The following is a 17490-nucleotide window of genomic DNA, read 5'->3' as shown; positions in this document are numbered from 1 at the left end:
GCGCTCCGTAACAGAGGCGCCGGATCAGTCCTGTTCGGGATGGTAGATGTGGCGATAGGGATCGGGGATGCCGCCAACGCCGTATTTGTCGTTCCAGTCCTTCGGAATCCCCCCCGAGGCGCGCAGGTAGCTCTCGGGCGGGATCGCCTCCATCAGCGGTGCCACGAGCTTGCGAATCTCGGACCTGCGTCCCGCCCTCAGCTTGGCAATGACCGAATCGACCCATTCCGCCACACGCGGCTCCTCGACATCGAGGCAGACCGAGATCTCGTGATTGGAGCGGTTGTCCAACAACATCTGAAGCGCGACATGCTCGGCCGACGACATGGTGTGCAGCGCCGCCACAAGCCGCGGCGGCAAGCCGGCCGCGATATCGCCCAATGCATCATACAGGCCGAGCATCCGGTCCACCTTCTGCTCGATCCGGTCCAGCTGTTCCTTCAGCGAAGTCTCTTCCGCCGCGTCGCGATCCGACATGTCTCTCTCCCGTCAAGCCCAGCGACTCACCCGCACGCCCCTGCGTACCGGCACGCCCTGCCTGCCCGTCTTTTTGTGACAGAGCGTGCGGGCGTGCAATCCCCCGCCGTGGATCTGCGTGAATCGGTCCTCCCCGTCGCACGAAAACGGCCGCCGACCAGACGCCGGCGGCCGCAAGCCATGTCTTGTGTCACCCGTCAGAAGTGAGCGGATTTGGTCGTCGTCGGGATCTCCAGCGGCGGAGCGAACTTGGTGAGGTCGATCCCGTCCACGGCGGTCTTGTACTCTTCGACGCTCGGCGTACGGCCGAGAATTGCGGAGAGAACGACGACCGGGGTCGAGGCGAGCAGCGATTCACCCTTCTTTTCGGTCGAGTCGGCCACGACGCGGCCCTGGAAGAGACGGGTCGAGGTGGCCAGCACCGTGTCGCCCTTGGCGGCTTTCTCCTGGTTGCCCATGCAGAGGTTACAGCCCGGGCGCTCGAGATAGAGAATGTTCTCGTATTCGGTCCGCGCCTCGGTCTTGGGCATGAAATCGTCGAACTCGAAGCCCGAGTATTTCTGCAGGATCTCCCAGTCGCCTTCTTCCTTCAGCTCGTCGATGATGTTGTAGGTCGGCGCGGCAACCACGAGCGGCGCCTTGAACTCGACCTTACCGGTCTCCTTTTCGAGATTCTTGAGCATCTGGGCCACGATCTTCACGTCGCCCTTATGCACCATGCAGGAGCCGACAAAGCCCAGGTCGACCTTCTTCTCGGCGCCGTAATAGGAGACCGGACGGATGGTGTCGTGGGTGTAGCGCTTGGAGACATCGGCGTTGTTGACATCCGGGTCGGCGATCATCGGCTCGACGATCTGGTCCAGATCGACCACGACCTCGGCGAAGTATTTCGCGTTCTCGTCCGGGGTCAGCGCCGGCGTCTTGCCGGAGCGGATCTCGGCGATGCGCGCATCCGCCTTGTCGATCAGGCCCTGCAGCATGCCGACGCCGTTATCCATGCCCTTCCCGATCATGATGCCGATGCGGTGCTTGGCCAGTTCCAGCGAGCCAATCAGCGTCTCGTCATTGGAGATACAGATCGAGGCCTTTGCCTTCATCTCCGCGGTCCAGTCGGTGAAGGTGAAGGCCTGGTCGGCCAGAAGCGTGCCGATATGCACCTCGATGACGCGACCCTGGAAGACGTTGTCGCCACATTGCTGGAGCATCTGCTGCTGGGTGGCATGCACCACGTCGCGGAAGTCCATGTGATCGGCCATCTTGCCCTTGAAAGTCACCTTGACGGATTCCGGAACCGGCATGGACGCCTCACCGGTTGCCAGCGCCAGCGCAACGGTGCCGGAATCGGCCCCGAAGGCCACGCCCTTGGACATCCGGGTGTGGCTGTCGCCGCCGATGATGATGTCCCAGTCCGATACGGTGACATCGTTCAGGACCTTGTGGATCACGTCGGTCATGGCGTGATATTCGCCTTTCGGATCCCGACCGGTGATCAGGCCGAAATTGCTCATGAACTTCATGAGCTTGGGCGTGTTTGCCTGCGCCTTCAAATCCCAGACGGAGGCGGTGTGGCAGCCGGACTGATAGGCGCCGTCCACCTTCGGCGAGATCACCGTGGCGGCCATAGCTTCCAGCTCCTGGCTGGTCATCAGGCCGGTCGTGTCCTGGGACCCGACGATATTGACCGTCACCCGCGCATCGGATCCGGCATGCATGACCTTGCCGGCGGGCACGCCCACGGCATTGCGGTTGAAGATCTTCTCCACGGCGGTCAGGCCCTGGCCGTCATTGGTCACGATCTTGGACGGCGCGAAGACCGGCGTCGGCTCGACACCGAGCGCCTCGGCGGCGAATGTCTGCAACTTCTTGCCGAAGACGATGGCATAAGAGCCGCCAGCCTTCATGAATTCGAGCTTCTGGGGCGTGAAGGAGCCGGCCATGTCGACAAGTTCCTCGGAACCGGCGTCGTTGTAGAGCTTCTTCTTCTTGGTGTTGATGGTCAGAACGGTGCCGGTCTCAACGGAGTATTTCTGCTCCAGCACCGGGTTGCCGTCATTGTTGAGGATCGGCTTGCCGTCCGCGTCCACCTTCTTGACCCAGTTCTTCAGGTTGAGGCCGATACCGCCGGTAACGTCGACGGTGGTCAGGAAGATCGGCGAAATCCCGTTGGTGCCGGCGACAACCGGGGCGAAATTCACAAACGGCACGTAAGGCGAGGCCTGCTTGCCGGTCCAGAGCGCCACGTTGTTGACGCCGGACATGCGCGAGGAGCCAACCCCCATCGTGCCCTTCTCGGCGATCAGCATCACCTGCTTGCCGGGATGCTGGATCTTCAGCGCCTCGATTTCCTTTTGCGCCGCCTCCGAGATCATGCACTTGCCGTGCAGCTCGCGGTCGGAGCGCGAATGGGCCTGGTTGCCGGGCGAGAGCAGATCGGTGGAGATATCGCCCTCGGCGGCGATATAGGTGACGACCTTCACCTCCTCGTCGATATCGGGAAGCTTGGTGAAGAATTCCGCCTTCGCGTAGCTTTCGAGAATACCCTCGGCGATCTTGTTTCCGGCCTTGTAGGCGGCGTCGAGCCGTTCGGTATCCGCGTCATAGAGGAAGACCTGCGTCTTGAGCACGTCGGCGGCCTGCTGCGCTATTGCCGCGTCTTCGCCCAGCGCCAGATCGAGAAGAACCTCGACCGAGGGGCCGCCCTTCATGTGGGACAGCAGCTCGAAAGCGAATTCAGGCGTGATTTCCTCGACGACGGCCTCACCGAGGATGATTTCCTTGAGGAACTTCGCCTTCACGCCCGCCGCGCTCGTGGTGCCCGGCAGGGTGTTGTAGATGAAGTATTTCAGGGAGTCGGCGCGATGTGCGTTCCCGGTATCCTTGATCTGTTCGATCAGCTCGCTGACAAGTGCGCTGTCATCGATGGGTTTGGGGTGCAGACCCTGTGCCTTGCGGGTGCTGATTTCGTCCAGGTAGTCAGTATACAAGCTCATGTCTTTTCTCGCCGTTCTGATCTCAGGTTGCAGCTTGAACGCCGGCGTTCAGAATCATCTGGCGGTGCCGACACAAGCTTGTTGTATGCAACGGTATACTAAAACGATGGGATCTTCAACAGGAACGACGCGACAGGTTGTCACAAACCTTTCGCAGCGCCCTCCTCCCGCGTTGGAATGCCGCTTGAACACGCTCTTACATCCAAAACACGACGGCCTCAAAGCGCGAAGACTTCGAAAGCGGTTCGACGGGGTCCAGACGCCCGGGAGATTGCAAGAGCACGCGGATCGGGCGGGGCCGTGCGCAAATCGAGCGATCGCGGCCGGCAAGGGGTGGCTTGAAACTGCCCCTTCCTAGGCCCAATCTTGATTGGAGCGCGCAACTCAGACAGATCCATGTTCAGCGACCCCATGGACCGCATCAGGGAGGCCAACACATGCCGATCAAGACAGGCACCGATACCGTCAGGACCCGCAAGGATCTTTCCGTTGGCGGCAAGACCTACTCCTACTACTCCATTCCCGCCGCTCAGGAGGCCGGCCTTGGCGATTTTTCCAGGTTGCCAGCCGTGCTCAAGGTGGTGTTGGAAAACATGCTGCGCTTCGAAGACGGCGGTTTCACCGTCTCCGTCGACGACATCAAGGCCTTCGCCGGATGGGGCGCGAATGGCGGTCAGAACCCGCGCGAAATCGCCTATCGCCCGGCCCGCGTGTTGATGCAGGATTTCACCGGCGTCCCGGCCGTTGTCGACCTTGCCGCCATGCGGGACGGCATCGTTGCACTCGGCGGCAATGCCCAGCAGATCAACCCGCTGAACCCGGTCGATCTCGTGATCGACCACTCGGTCATGATTGACGAATTCGGCAACCCGCGCGCGTTCCAGATGAACGTGGACCGCGAATACGAGCGGAACCTGGAGCGCTACACCTTCCTCAAATGGGGCCAGAACGCGTTCAACAATTTCCGCGTCGTGCCGCCGGGGACCGGCATCTGCCATCAGGTCAACCTGGAATACCTGTCCCAAACCGTTTGGACCGACACTGACCAGACCGGCAAGGAAGTGGCCTATCCCGACACGCTTGTCGGCACCGACAGCCACACCACCATGGTCAACGGCGCCGCCGTGCTTGGCTGGGGCGTGGGCGGCATCGAGGCAGAGGCCGCGATGCTCGGCCAACCGATCTCGATGCTGATCCCCGAGGTTATTGGCTTCAAACTGACCGGTGCAATGGTCGAGGGCACCACGGGCACCGACCTCGTGCTGAAGGTCGTCGAAATGCTGCGCGCCAAGGGCGTGGTCGGCAAGTTCGTGGAATTCTACGGCGAGGGGCTCGACACCCTGCCACTGGCCGACCGCGCGACCATTGCCAACATGGCACCCGAGTACGGCGCCACCTGCGGCTTCTTCCCCGTGGACGGCGAAACCCTGCGCTACCTGCGCCAGACGGGCCGCGACGAGGACCGCATCGCACTGGTCGAGGCGTATGCCAGGAAGAACGGCTTCTGGCGCGGCGCCGATTACGCACCGATCTACACCGACACGCTGGAACTCGACATGGGCACGATCATCCCGGCGATTTCCGGCCCGAAACGCCCGCAAGACTATGTACCGCTGTCCAATGCCAAGGCCGCCTTTGGCAAGGAGATGGCCGAGACCTTCAAGCGTCCGGTGGACAAGGACGTGGCGGTCGAGGGCGAAGACTATACCCTCTCCTCGGGCAAGGTCGTGATCGCCTCGATCACCTCCTGCACCAACACCTCGAACCCATACGTGATGATCGGCGCCGGGCTCGTTGCCCGCAAGGCGCGTGCGCTTGGCCTGAACCGCAAGCCCTGGGTGAAAACCTCCCTCGCGCCGGGGTCACAGGTGGTGACCGAGTATCTGGAGGCCGCCGGCTTGCAGGAAGATCTCGACGCGGTTGGCTTCAACCTGGTCGGCTATGGCTGCACCACCTGCATCGGCAATTCGGGTCCGCTCCAGCCGGAGATCTCGAAGGCGATCAGCGAGGGCGACCTCGTGGCCACCGCCGTGCTCTCGGGCAACCGGAACTTCGAGGGCCGCATCAGCCCGGATGTGCGCGCCAACTACCTGGCCTCGCCGCCGCTGGTTGTCGCCTATGCGCTGGCCGGTGACATGAATATCGACCTGGCAACCGAGCCGCTCGGCCAGGACACGGACGGCAATGACGTGTTCCTCAAGGATATCTGGCCGACCAACAAGGAGATCGCCGATCTGGTCCACAAGACCGTCACCCGCGAGGCCTTCCTCAAGAAATACTCGGACGTGTTCAAGGGCGACGAGAAGTGGCGGGGTGTGGAAATCACCGACGCCGAAACCTATGACTGGCCGTCCAACTCGACCTATATCCAGAAACCGCCCTATTTCCGCGGAATGGGCATGGAGCCGGGCGTGATCACGAATATCGAGAATGCCAGGGTGCTGGCAGTTCTCGGCGACATGATCACCACCGACCACATCTCGCCCGCTGGCTCCTTCAAGCAGGACACGCCCGCCGGCCGGTATCTCACCGAGCGTCAGGTCGCCCCGCGGGAGTTCAACTCCTACGGCTCGCGCCGCGGCAATCACGAAATCATGATGCGCGGCACTTTCGCCAATATCCGCATCCGGAACGAGATGCTGGACGGGATCGAAGGTGGCTACACCAAGGGCCCCGATGGCGAGACCACGTCGATCTATGACGCGTCCATGGCCTATCAGGAGGCCGGGACGCCGCTGGTGATCTTCGGCGGCGAGCAATATGGTGCCGGGTCCTCGCGGGACTGGGCGGCCAAAGGCACCAACCTGCTGGGGGTCAAGGCGGTCATCGCCGAGAGCTTCGAGCGCATCCACCGTTCGAACCTTGTCGGCATGGGCGTCATCCCCTTCGAGTTCACCGGCGCCGACACCCGCAAGACGCTCGGTCTGACTGGCGACGAGACGGTCTCTATCTCTGGCCTGGACAGCATCCAGCCCTTGCAGGACGTGCCCTGCACCATCACTTCACCGGATGGCTCGGTGAAGCAAATCACGCTGAAATGCCGGATCGATACCGCGGTGGAGATCGAATACGTCGAGAACGGCGGCGTGCTCCATTACGTGCTGCGCAACCTTGCCAAGGCCGCAGGCTGATCCGCGACCGGACCAGTGCGGGGCGGGCTTTCCGTCCCCGCTCTATTTCGAAGTAAAAGACGCCGCGCCAATACCTTGGCGCGGCGTCTTCATGTGGTGTTGTCGTATTCTTCTCAGCAGACGCCGATCGGGTCAGCCGGTACGCGACAGGAACCCGTCCATCCGCTCGAGCGCGCGGGAGATATTCTCGGCCGAATTGGCATAGCTCAGCCGGATATAGCCTTCGCCGAGGATGCCGAAATCAGGCCCGCCGATTGTCGCCACGCCCATCTCCTCCAGCAGCGCCGAGGCGAGCGGTTTTGCCTTCCAGCCAGTCTCGCTGACATTGGGGAAGGCATAGAACGCGCCCTTGGGGGTGATGCAGCTCACGCCGGGAAGCGCGTTCAGCCCATCGACCACGAGACGGCGGCGGATGTCGAACTCGGCCAGCATCTCGCCCACTGCGTCCTGCGGACCGGTCAGCGCTTCGAGAGCGGCGAATTGCGCCGGCGCGTTGACGCAGGACCAGGCATTGACCGCCAGCTTGCGCACCTTGTCATAGAGCCCGTCCGGCCAGACCGAATAGCCCAGCCGCCAGCCGGTCATGGCATAGGTCTTGGACCAGCCATTGAGCAGGATCAGCCGGTCGCGGATCTCCGGATAGTCCAGCAGGGTGACATGTTTCTCGCCGTCATAGAGCATCTGGTCATAGATCTCGTCCGACAGGATGGCGACATGCGGGTGCGCGGCGAGGCCGGCAACGAGCTTGTCTACCTCTGCCTTCGGCGTGACACCGCCACAGGGATTGGCCGGCGAGTTGACGATCAGCAGGCGGGTTTCCGGCGTGATCAGCGAGAGGGTCTCCTCTGCCGAGAAACCGAACCCGTTCTCCTCGCGGATCGGCACCGGGACGGGCCGCGCGCCGGTGAACTCGATCATCGAGCGATAGATCGGGAAGCCGGGATCGGGATAGAGGATATCCGCGCCGGGTTCACCGAACATGAGGATGGCGGAGAACATCGTCACCTTGCCGCCCGGCACGACGATCACATTGTCCGGATTGACCTCCGCATTGAAACGACGGTGCAGGTCGGCGGCGACAGCCTCGCGCAGAGGCAGGATACCGGTGGCCGGCGTGTAGCCGTGTTGGCCGTCGCGCAGCGCCTTGATCGCGGCCTCGACGATATTGGGTGGGGTCGGGAAATCCGGCTGACCAATGCCGAGATTGATGATGTCCTTGCCAGTGGCGGCAAGTTCCCCGGCACGGGCGAGCACGGCGAAGGCGTTTTCTTCGCCGATACGGTCGAAGCCTGCGATTGTCTTCATAAGCTTGTCCTTTCGGCGGGGTTCAGGCGCCCCAGGCTTTCACCTGCTGGCGTTGCTCGCCGAGCCCGGCAATGCCGAGATGCATCTCGTCGCCGTCGCGGAGGAATTTCTGCGGTTTCATGCCCATGCCGACGCCCGGGGGCGTGCCGGTGGAGATCACGTCGCCCGGTTGCAGGGTGATGAATTCGCTCAGATGGCTGATGATCTCGGCGACCGTGAAGATCATCTTCGACGTGTTGCCGGTCTGGCAGCGCGCGCCATTCACATCGAGGAACATGTCGAGATCCTGCGGATCCGGCACCTCGTTGGCTGTGACGAGCCAGGGACCGACCGGGCCGAAACCGTCGCTGGACTTGCCCTTGACCCACTGCCCGCCACGCTCGATCTGGAAAGCACGCTCGGACAGGTCATTGACGACGCAATAGCCGGCGACGCTGTCCAACGCCTCTTCAACCGAGACATGCTGCGTCCTCTTGCCGATCACCACGCCAAGCTCGACCTCCCAGTCGGATTTCTCCGAACCCTTGGGCAGGGTGACGGGGTCGTTGGCGCCGGTGGGCGGGCAGACCTTCATGAAGAGGATCGGCTGCTCCGGCGCGTCGAGCCCGGCCTCGGCGGCGTGGTCGGAATAGTTCAACCCGATACAGAAGATGCGGCCGATATCGCCGAGGATCGGGGCGTAATCCGGGCTCTCCAGCGCGGGCAGTGTGGACGGGTCCAGCGCGGCGAGCGCGTCGAGTTCGGCGAGGCTGGCGGCGGTCAGGTCCTCGAGCTTGCCGTCGAGGCTGCGCGGGTTGCCTTCAGCGTCGATCATGGCCGGGATCGTGCCCGACGCGGTGCGGATGCGACAGAGTTTCATGCGTTTCTCCTCCCGGGCGGATCAGCCGCCCTTGCGTATGCGGAATTCCAGATGCGCCCCGTTCTCCGACTGGTCCAGCAGCGTGTGGCCGGCCTCGGTGCAGAAATGCGGGACATCGATCACGGCGGCCGGGTCGTCGGCCAAAACCAGCAGCTCGGCCCCCTCCGGCAAGGGTTTCAACGCCTTGCGGGCCTTGAGAACGGGCAGCGGGCAGAGCAGGCCACGCGCGTCGAGCTGGGTCGGATCGGTCATATCCCGATCTCTAGGCGTAGATTTGCGCGGCGTCCACAGGACATCTCGGCAACGGCCACGCCAATGTGACCCCGTTCCCCCGTGACGCGCGCGCGTCAAGCCGATAGAGCAGATCGGAGAGGAGATCCAATGTTCGGATTTGAAATCATCGACGCCGCGCTTCTGCCGGCCATGGCCATCGCGCTTGTCGCGGGGTTGATCTCGTTTCTGAGCCCCTGCGTGCTGCCCATCGTGCCGCCCTATCTGGCCTATATGGGCGGGATCTCGATGACGGATATGTCGGAAGGGCGCACGGGCCGGCAGCGGGTCATCCTGACAGCGCTGTTCTTCGTGATGGGCCTGTCGACGGTGTTCCTGTTCCTCGGGTTCACAGCTTCCGCCTTTGGCGCCTTCTTTCTACAAAACCAACAGGTTTTCAACAGCCTGGCCGGCGTTCTTGTCATGGTTTTCGGGCTGCATTTCCTTGGCATCATTCGCATCCCCTTCCTCGAACGCGAGGCCCGGCTCGATGCTGGCGACCGCGGCGGCTCGGCCTTTGGCGCCTATATTCTCGGGCTGGCTTTCGCCTTCGGCTGGACGCCCTGTATCGGCCCGCAGCTCGGCGCCATCCTGTCGCTGGCCGCCTCCGAGGCCAGCATCGCCCGCGGCACGCTGCTGCTGGCGGTCTATGCCGCCGGACTTGGCATTCCCTTCCTGTTGGTCGCTGCGTTTTTCCCCTCTTTGAGTGGGCTGATGGGCTGGATGAAGCGGCATATGGCGCAGATCGAACGGGTGATGGGGCTGCTCCTCTGGACCATCGGCCTGCTGATGCTCACCGGCGGCTTCAGCCAGTTCTCCTATTGGTTGCTGGAGACCTTCCCAGCGCTCGCCATGCTCGGCTGAGGCCCTCGGGTGGGACAACCCGCCCATTGCCTCTCTCCCTGCCCTCGCCTAGCTCTCACACCGTCTGGTGCCCGGGACCCTTCCGGGAGAATCGGGAAGGCGGTGCGATTCCGCCACGTGCCCAACGCTGTGAGGTGGACGGGGCGGCAATGGCCACTGGCGCGCGCCGGGAAGGCGCCGCTCCGGGAGAAACCAAGTCAGAAGACCGGCCAGACGAGATGGACCCTTTCCGCGCGGACGGCGGACGGGTCGCCAATTTGCCGCGACAGGGGATTTGTCATGCAGCAAGAGTCCACGCTCGGGCCCGCCGGGCCCTTTTCCGACGAAGAACGCGCCGCCGTCTATCGGGCGATCTATTCGCGTCGCGACGTGCGCAGCCAGTTCACGCCGGCGCCGATCGACGATGCCGTGCTGGAACGACTGTTGACGGCCGCGCATCACGCGCCGTCGGTCGGCTTCATGCAACCATGGAATTTCCTCGTGATCCGCTCCGAGACGGTCAAGGCGCGCATCAGCGCCGGTTTCGAGCGGGCCAATGCGGAGGCGCGGGAAATGTTCCCGGAGGAGAAGCGCAACCTCTACTCAGCGCTCAAGTTGCAGGGGATCGTCGAGGCGCCGGTCAATCTCTGCATCACCTGCGACCGCTCGCGCGGTGGTCGGGTCGTGCTCGGGCGCACGCATGACCTGAACATGGATCTCTATTCCTCCGTCTGCGCGGTGCAGAATCTCTGGCTGGCGGCACGGGCCGAGGGGATCGGAGTCGGCTGGGTGAGCATCATCGAGACGGACGAACTGCGCGAGATCCTCGGACTTCCGGAGAGCGTCGTACCGGTGGCCTATCTCTGCCTCGGGCATGTGACGGAGCTGCATGAGCGCCCGGAGCTGGAGAGCATCGGCTGGCAGAAGCGGCTGCCGCTTGAGGAGCTTGTCTTCGCGGATCGCTGGGGCAACCGGGCCTGACGCCGCCGCACGTGCTGCGCCCCTTCCCGACCCAGCACCCGTGACAATGTCGGTCCCGGAGCACCGCAGACGCGGCCTCCGGGTTCGGCTCTACCGGATGTCCACGGTCACGCTTTCCACAGTGCCGGTGAAGCGCGAAACTTCTTCCGCGCCGATCTCCTCGACCACCGGCGTGGCCAGGTCGATGCCGACATCAGCGGTTTCCTCAGCGGAGAAAATCATCGGCTGGGTGCGCTCGATCCGGCCAGTGGCGACCGTCTCACCGTTCACGATAAGCGTGGCGTCCCCACCCTTGCCCAGACCGCCCCCGTCATAGTCGAACTCGAAGCGGATCTCATGTGTCCCTCCGGGCAGCGGGTCCGTCGCGGCAACCGTATAGGTCGTCAGGCCAAGGAAATTGTACGTGTAGGCCGGCACCCCGTCCTTCACGTAGAGCGACCACCCGCCGAAACGACCGGCCTGGGCGATGATCGTGCCATGACCTCCATCCGCGGGCACCTCGACCGAGGCGGTGATCGTCTTGGACCGGTTCTTGACGTTCAGGAAGACATTCTCGGTCATCCCGGTCATGCCCTCGGCCAGCGTGAGCGAGGTTCGCCCCGCCATCAGGTCCGGCCGTCCGGCAATGGCCGGGTTCATGCGCTCAAGGACACGATCGTCGATCGGCAGCACGTGGTTGCGTCCGGCTTCGATCATGAAGATGGTCTTGAGCTCCGCGAGCTTCTCGGGATGCGCCTCGGACAGGTCCTGCGAGAGGCTGAAATCACTCTTCGTATCGAAGAGTTCCCAAGCGTCGTCCGTCAGCGCGGCGCGCGGTTTTGCCTCCCAAGGCGCCTTGTGGATCGTGCGGGCCAGCCAGCCATCGCGATAGATCGCGCGGTTGGCGAACATCTCGAAATACTGCGTGGTGTGGCGCTCCGGCACGTCGGCATCGTCAAAGGCATAGATCATGCTGGTGCCCTGGATCGGAACTTGCGGCACACCGTTCACCATGCGCGGCTCCGGAAGGCCAATCGCTTCGAGGACGGTCGGAACCACGTCGATCACATGGGTGAACTGATCACGCAGCTCGCCCCGCGCCGCGAAGCCCTCGGGCCAGTGGACAGCCATCCCGACCTTGGTTCCGCCGAAATCCGAGCCGACCTGCTTGACCCATTTGTAAGGTGTGTCGAAAGCCACGGCCCAACCGGCGGCCATGTGGTTGAAGGTCTCCGGACCGCCCCAGACGTCGTGATATTCCAGCATGTCCTGGACACTCAGCTCGGCGCCGTTGAAATAGGTCATCTCGTTGAAAAGACCGTTGCGCCCGCCTTCGGCGCTCGTGCCATTGTCGCCAAAGACGAAGAATATCAGCGTATTGTCGAGTTGACCCGTTTCCTCGACCGCATCGATCACCCGGCCGATCTCACGATCCGTCATCTCGATAAAGGCCGCGAATACCTCCACCTGCCGCGTGAAGAGCGTCTTCTCATCCTCGCTCAGGCTGTCCCAGTCGGGGATGGCCTCGGGCTTTGGCGGAAGCACGGTGCCTTCGGGGGCAATCCCCGTGGCAACCTGACGGGAGAGGATCTCCTCGCGCAACGTGTCCCAGCCCTGGTCGAACCGCCCCTTCCATTGCGCGCTCAGATCCTGCGGTACGTGATGCGGTGCATGGGTCGCGCCGGGCGCGAAATAGACGAAGAAGGGCTTGTCCGGGGTCAGCGCTTTCTGGAACTTGATCCAGTCAACCGCCTTGTCGGTCATGTCGGGAAGGAAATGATAGTCCGGGTCGGCGGGCAACGTGACCGGGCTCACCCCGTCATAGATCGACGGCGCCCATTGGTTGGTCTGTCCACCGATGAAACCATAGAACTTGTCGAAACCCTGCCGGGTTGGCCAGCGGTCATGCGGCCCCGCGACGCTGACCTCCCAGGCCGCTGTTTCATGCCATTTGCCAAAGGCGGCTGTGCTGTAGCCGTTGAGGCGGAGGATCTCGGCCAGTGGCGCCACCGTGTCCGGGATCATCCCGGTATCGCCGGGAAAGGAGGTCGCGCTCTCGGTCACACCGGCCATGTTGTTGACGTGATGGTTTCGCCCGCTTTTCAGAGCGGCGCGGGTCGGAGAGCAGACGGAGGTGGTGTGGAAATTGGTGAAGGCCACCCCCTCGGCGGCAAGCGCGTCGAATTCCGGCGTCGGGACGGGCCCGCCAAACGCGGACGTGCCGGCAAAGCCGAGATCATCCACCAGGACAATGACCACATTGGGGGCGTTTTCCGGCGCGGAGACGCGAAAGAGCGGCGGCGCCTCGACATTTCGCGCATCAAGCGCATCGAAGGACTGCACCGGCGGCGCTGCGATCGGAAGAACCGAGCGATCTATTTCCGGCTCCGCAGCCGCGGTCATGGCGCAGAGGCACGCCGCCGCCGTGGCTATCGACATCCCGCGAAATACTGGCGAAATCATTTCTTTCTCCCTTTTCCGGTCAGAACCGGCGTTTTCAGAGCAGGGCCTGTCCTCTGCCTGCGCAGGTCACGTGTTCTTAACCCATTGGAAGCTTTCATGTTTGCCTTTTGGTGCCAGATCCTGTTTCGTGGATGAACACGACGTCGCACCATCGGAAGGTTGAGTGGCACGCAATGGGAGGGACGATTCCACTTATCCGCGCTTCGGCGTTGATACCGATGCTGAAATGGATGTCCAGGCGCGGACGGGACACCGACGCCGCGCTGGCCGCTGTCGATCTGGCCTGGTACCCTTGGACAGACCCGATGGTGCCGATCCCACTCCTGAATACGGTGGAATTCCTGCGCAATCTCGGGCGCAGCGAGGGTCCGGACATCCCGTTTCGCGTCGTTGGCGATACCGGCCTGTTCGACCTCGCGATGCTGGCACGTGTGGCGCTTGGCACCAGAACGCCGCGATCGGCGCTCGACCGGATCGCCGCAGCGATGCCCTATCACTGCTCGCATGAGGTGTTCCGGATCGTGGAGGATCAGGGCGATTGTGTCATTTCCGACGCGTGGCCGATCCGTTTCGATGCCGAAGCGCGCCACCTGATCGATCAATACCTAACCGCGATGCTGGGCGTGATGTTCGGCCTGACCCGGGCTGGCCCCGCGATCCGCGCGAAAGTCTCGATGGTTCCGCATCCGCAGCACGGTTTCAGGCATCTCGCGCCCTATGAAGACCGTTTCGTCTTCCGCGAGACAGCGGGCCCCGTGGAGATTCGGATCGCGCTCCGCGACGCCAATGCCGGGTTTCGCGCCGTCGCCCGGGACCGGATGCGCGGCATCGATGTCACCAACTGGGCACCGCTGGCGGGTGATGGCAGCCTGTCCCACTCGGTCCAGGTCGTGCTGCCGGGACTGCTTGCCCATGGAGCGCCCGGCATCGACCGGATCGCTGGATATGCCGGGATGAGCCGCCGCAGTTTCCAACGTCGCCTGGTTGGGGAGGGCGCCCGGTATTCCGATCTGCTCGATGCGCTGCGCATGGAGATGTTGCAACGCCTCTCGGAGGAGCCGGACCTGTCACTTGGCGAAATATCCGCAAGGCTGGGCTATGCGCGCCAATCCACGCTCTCACGGGCGGCGCGGCGATGCATCGGGCAAACCCCGAGCGAAGCCCGTTTGCGCTCAAAGCCGGTTTCTGGACCCTCCGCGCGGTGACTCGCGGGTTCGAGTGTCGGGACACGCGCTGTCCGGTCCACTGTCCCGCAAGCCTGTCTCGATGGAGCAATCCCCTCCCGCGTCCTTGGCTCGCCTCACCGCGCCAGCACAAGCTCCACCTTCAGCCCGCCCATCTCCGCGCTTTCGCCGAGCCGCAAGTTGCCGCCATGGCGCCGCGCAATGTCATGCGCAATCGCCAACCCCAACCCGACCCCTGAACCGCGATCCTGATTGCGCGCCGGGTCGAGCCGCGAAAACGGTTTCATCGCCTCGTCCCGGAGGTCCTCCGGGATGCCCGGCCCGTCATCCTCGACACAGAAGATCACCTGCCGCTCCCGCATCTCGACCGAAACCAGCGCCCGGTCCGCATAGCGCTGCGCGTTGCCCACCAGATTGCCGAGCGCACGCTCTATCGCCGCCCGGCGCAGGATCACCGTCTCCTCCGCCGCGGGCGTCTGCCACAAGGTGACATCGCCCCCATGGCGCGCCGCCTTCTCCACCACCTCCCGCGCAAGGGCCACGGGCTCAACCGGTTCGGGATCCTCCAACTGGTCCGACCGCGCGAAATCAAGGAAGGCACCGATCAACTGTTCCATTTCCTCGACATCGCGGCGCAGTTCATCGGCTTCCGCCTCGTCCGAGAGCATCGACAGGGTCAGTTTCATCCGCGTCAGCGGCGTGCGCAGATCGTGGCTCACCCCAGACAGCATCAGGGTGCGCTGCTCGATCTGCCGCAGGATACGCCCGCGCATATCCAGAAAGGCCCGCCCCGCGGAGCGAACCTCCAGAGCGCCGGACGGCTTGTAGTGAACCACCCTGCCCTTGCCGAAAGCTTCCGCCGCATCTGCCATCCGGGTGATCGGCCGCAGCTGGTTGCGCAAGTAAAGGAAGGCGATTCCGGTCATGAACATGCCGATCGTCGCCATCAGAACAATGAATTGATGCGGGTTCGAGGCCGAAGCCCTTTGACGTCGGAAGCTCACATCGATCGGTCCGCGCTCGGTTCCGATCTGGACCCGGACATGCCGGCTCGAGCTGCGCAGGTCGACCGCGCGCACGCCGTCCAGCCCGTCGCGCAGCGTGTCGATCACCTCGCGCCCAGAGACATCGTAAAACACCCGGCGATCGCCACTCAACGGTTCTGCGGCCGTGTGCACCGTCATCCCGAGTGTGTCAGTCAGCGACCTGCTGGCTGCGAGTCCGGCATCCAGATCCGGCTGGGCTTCGATCAGTTCGATCACCTCGCGCAGCTCGAGTACAACACCATGGGTGAGCTGCCGGGTGACATCTTCGAAATGCCGCTGGATGAAGATCAGCGAAACCACCAGAACAAGCACGGCAACAGGAACAATGAGGATAAGCGCCGCTCGCCCGTAAAGGCCCCGCGGCATGTAACGTTTGAGCCAATCAAGATTCATGACACAAAGCTAGCGTCGCAGCCGAAGGAGAGGAATGGAAAAATGCGTGATCCCGCGGGCAGCACCGTGACCCGACCCGAACCCGGTCTGCGCCGTGTTCTGGCACCGAACCCTTCGCCGATGACCTATCACGGCACCAACACCTATATCCTTGGCGAAGGCGCGGTTGCCGTGATCGATCCCGGCCCGGCCCTGCCGCGCCATCTCGACGCGATCCTGTCGGTACTCGAGCCCGGCGAGCGGGTCAGCCATATCCTCATCACCCATTCCCATCTCGACCATTCGCCGCTCTCACGCCCACTCTCCGAGGCCACAGGCGCGCCGATCCTCGGCTTCGGCACGCATGAGGACGGACGCTCGGATGTGATGAAGCAGCTGGCTGCGCGCCGGGAGATCGGCGGTGGCGAAGGCATCGACACGGCCTTCCAGCCGGACCAGAAGATCACCGACGGCGCCACCATCGAGGGCGACGGATGGCGTCTGGATGCTCTCTGGACACCTGGACATATTGCGAACCATCTTTGCTTTGCCTGGGGAAACGCGGTGTTTACCGGCGACCATGTGATGGGCTGGGCGTCTTCGCTGATCTCGCCTCCCGATGGCGATCTCGCTGCCTTCATGCGCTCCTGCGATCGCCTGTCGAAACGGTCAGACCGGATTTACTATCCCGGACATGGCGACCCTGTCCCGGACCCCGGTAACCGGCTGTCCTGGCTGGTTGCTCACCGCCGCGAACGTGAGGCCCAGATCCTGACACTGCTCTCGGAAGGCCCGACAACACTGCGCGACCTAACCGCCCAGATCTACACCGGCACGCATGCTGCACTGCTACCGGCGGCAGAACGCAACATGCTCGCCCATATCATTGATCTTTCAGAGAAAAGAATCGTTTCCCATACTGGCCTTCCCGGTGGTCTGCTTTCGCTGAGGCCATCAGGGACAGCGCCTTCAAAGAAATTGACAAAACAATAGAATCCCTCTGGACGCCCCCTACCCCTCTTGCTATATCGCCCCCCGTGTTCCGGCGTAGCTCAGCGGTAGAGCAGTTGACTGTTAATCAATTGGTCGTAGGTTCGATCCCTACCGCCGGAGCCAATTAAGACAAAAGAAACAGAAGGTTGAAGGGGATCGGCGACGATTGACTTTCCTGCAACCCATTCTGTCCAAACAACCGTCCAAACAAGTAACCAAGAGCAGACGCCATCCAAGCAACGGCCTCAGGTGCTACTAGCGGGAATGAACCACGCGAAGAGCATCCCACGATCCGCCGCAGATAGCTTTCGAGGTTGGATCTCGGCTCGTCTTTCGGGTCGTTGACGAACCCAAACACCTTTCTCGGGCTCCCTATGGAAGACGCCCAACAGAAAGGAGTACCCATGAAATGGTTGCGGAGCTGGCTACAGCGCTCCGACCCGGACCTGAACCGGCTTCTGACCCGCGAAGATGCTGTCATCACCGTGGAGCGCGCCAACGGCGATCGCATCGAGATCACCCCGTTGGCCGCTGCCCGGCAGAGGCAGAACAACAGTGGTAACCAGAAGCCCCATCACAGGGAGAACGGGAACGGAA

General features: G+C 63.1%; 13 protein-coding genes, 1 tRNA gene and 1 riboswitch. Of the genes, 7 read left to right on the top strand and 7 right to left on the bottom strand.

The window, feature by feature from the left end; all coding sequences use genetic code 11:
* Positions 1-24 precede the first annotated feature (24 nt).
* Both R3X27_RS17050 and R3X27_RS17045 read right to left on the bottom strand, forming a co-directional pair.
* Positions 25-477: a hypothetical protein gene (locus R3X27_RS17050; RefSeq protein WP_317710081.1), complete on the bottom strand. Its 453-nt coding sequence runs from the start codon at positions 475-477 to the stop codon at positions 25-27.
* Positions 478-674: 197 nt separating this feature from the next.
* The gene (locus R3X27_RS17045; protein WP_317710080.1) at positions 675-3467 is read right to left on the bottom strand and encodes a bifunctional aconitate hydratase 2/2-methylisocitrate dehydratase; all 2793 of its coding nucleotides are present in this window, start codon (positions 3465-3467) and stop codon (positions 675-677) included.
* Between the two features lie 437 nt (positions 3468-3904).
* Between R3X27_RS17045 and acnA the strand changes: the two genes are divergently transcribed.
* Positions 3905-6598 carry an aconitate hydratase AcnA gene (acnA, locus tag R3X27_RS17040; RefSeq protein ID WP_317710079.1) on the top strand — a complete coding sequence of 898 codons (2694 nt, stop codon included), beginning with the start codon at positions 3905-3907 and terminating at the stop codon, positions 6596-6598.
* Positions 6599-6730: 132 nt separating this feature from the next.
* Here acnA and R3X27_RS17035 read toward each other — a convergent pair whose 3' ends face one another.
* From R3X27_RS17035 to R3X27_RS17025, 3 genes are read right to left on the bottom strand one after another with little or no spacing between them, the layout of a single operon-like run.
* Positions 6731-7903, bottom strand: coding sequence for a pyridoxal phosphate-dependent aminotransferase (locus R3X27_RS17035; protein ID WP_317710078.1), 1173 nt, complete (start codon positions 7901-7903; stop codon positions 6731-6733).
* Between the two features lie 22 nt (positions 7904-7925).
* A complete protein-coding gene (locus tag R3X27_RS17030; protein WP_317710077.1) occupies positions 7926-8762 on the bottom strand; it encodes a fumarylacetoacetate hydrolase family protein in 837 nt (278 codons plus the stop codon).
* Between the two features lie 21 nt (positions 8763-8783).
* Positions 8784-9014 carry a sulfurtransferase TusA family protein gene (locus tag R3X27_RS17025; RefSeq protein WP_317710076.1) on the bottom strand — a complete coding sequence of 77 codons (231 nt, stop codon included), beginning with the start codon at positions 9012-9014 and terminating at the stop codon, positions 8784-8786.
* A gap of 129 nt (positions 9015-9143) precedes the next feature.
* On the opposite strand from R3X27_RS17025, the gene R3X27_RS17020 reads away from it, so the two are divergent.
* Positions 9144-9896: a cytochrome c biogenesis CcdA family protein gene (locus tag R3X27_RS17020; RefSeq protein WP_317710075.1), complete on the top strand. Its 753-nt coding sequence runs from the start codon at positions 9144-9146 to the stop codon at positions 9894-9896.
* 48 nt (positions 9897-9944) lie between these two features.
* A riboswitch (cobalamin riboswitch) is annotated at positions 9945-10125 on the top strand.
* A 50-nt stretch (positions 10126-10175) separates the two neighbouring features.
* Positions 10176-10856: a 5,6-dimethylbenzimidazole synthase gene (gene bluB / locus R3X27_RS17015; protein WP_317710074.1), complete on the top strand. Its 681-nt coding sequence runs from the start codon at positions 10176-10178 to the stop codon at positions 10854-10856.
* Between the two features lie 90 nt (positions 10857-10946).
* Here bluB and R3X27_RS17010 read toward each other — a convergent pair whose 3' ends face one another.
* Positions 10947-13298, bottom strand: coding sequence for an arylsulfatase (locus R3X27_RS17010; RefSeq protein WP_317710073.1), 2352 nt, complete (start codon positions 13296-13298; stop codon positions 10947-10949).
* Between the two features lie 173 nt (positions 13299-13471).
* Here R3X27_RS17010 and R3X27_RS17005 point away from each other — a divergent pair, with 173 nt between their 5' ends.
* Complete coding sequence (locus R3X27_RS17005) at positions 13472-14503, top strand: helix-turn-helix transcriptional regulator (protein WP_317710072.1); 1032 nt, start codon at positions 13472-13474, stop codon at positions 14501-14503.
* 95 nt (positions 14504-14598) lie between these two features.
* Here R3X27_RS17005 and R3X27_RS17000 read toward each other — a convergent pair whose 3' ends face one another.
* Positions 14599-15921, bottom strand: coding sequence for an ATP-binding protein (locus R3X27_RS17000; RefSeq protein WP_317710071.1), 1323 nt, complete (start codon positions 15919-15921; stop codon positions 14599-14601).
* 42 nt (positions 15922-15963) lie between these two features.
* Between R3X27_RS17000 and R3X27_RS16995 the strand changes: the two genes are divergently transcribed.
* The 3 genes from R3X27_RS16995 to R3X27_RS16985 form a co-directional block, all read left to right on the top strand.
* Positions 15964-16893: an MBL fold metallo-hydrolase gene (locus R3X27_RS16995; protein WP_317710070.1), complete on the top strand. Its 930-nt coding sequence runs from the start codon at positions 15964-15966 to the stop codon at positions 16891-16893.
* Positions 16894-16941: 48 nt separating this feature from the next.
* Positions 16942-17016 (top strand) — tRNA-Asn (locus R3X27_RS16990).
* Positions 17017-17297: 281 nt separating this feature from the next.
* Positions 17298-17490 (top strand): hypothetical protein (locus tag R3X27_RS16985; protein WP_317710069.1); only part of this gene is annotated, 193 nt, incomplete at its 3' end.

Source organism: Tropicimonas sp. TH_r6 (assembly GCF_033101155.1).
Classification (GTDB): Bacteria; Pseudomonadota; Alphaproteobacteria; order Rhodobacterales; family Rhodobacteraceae; genus Tropicimonas.
Note: the sequence above shows the minus strand (reverse complement) of the source record. Positions and strands in the feature narration are given on the sequence as shown.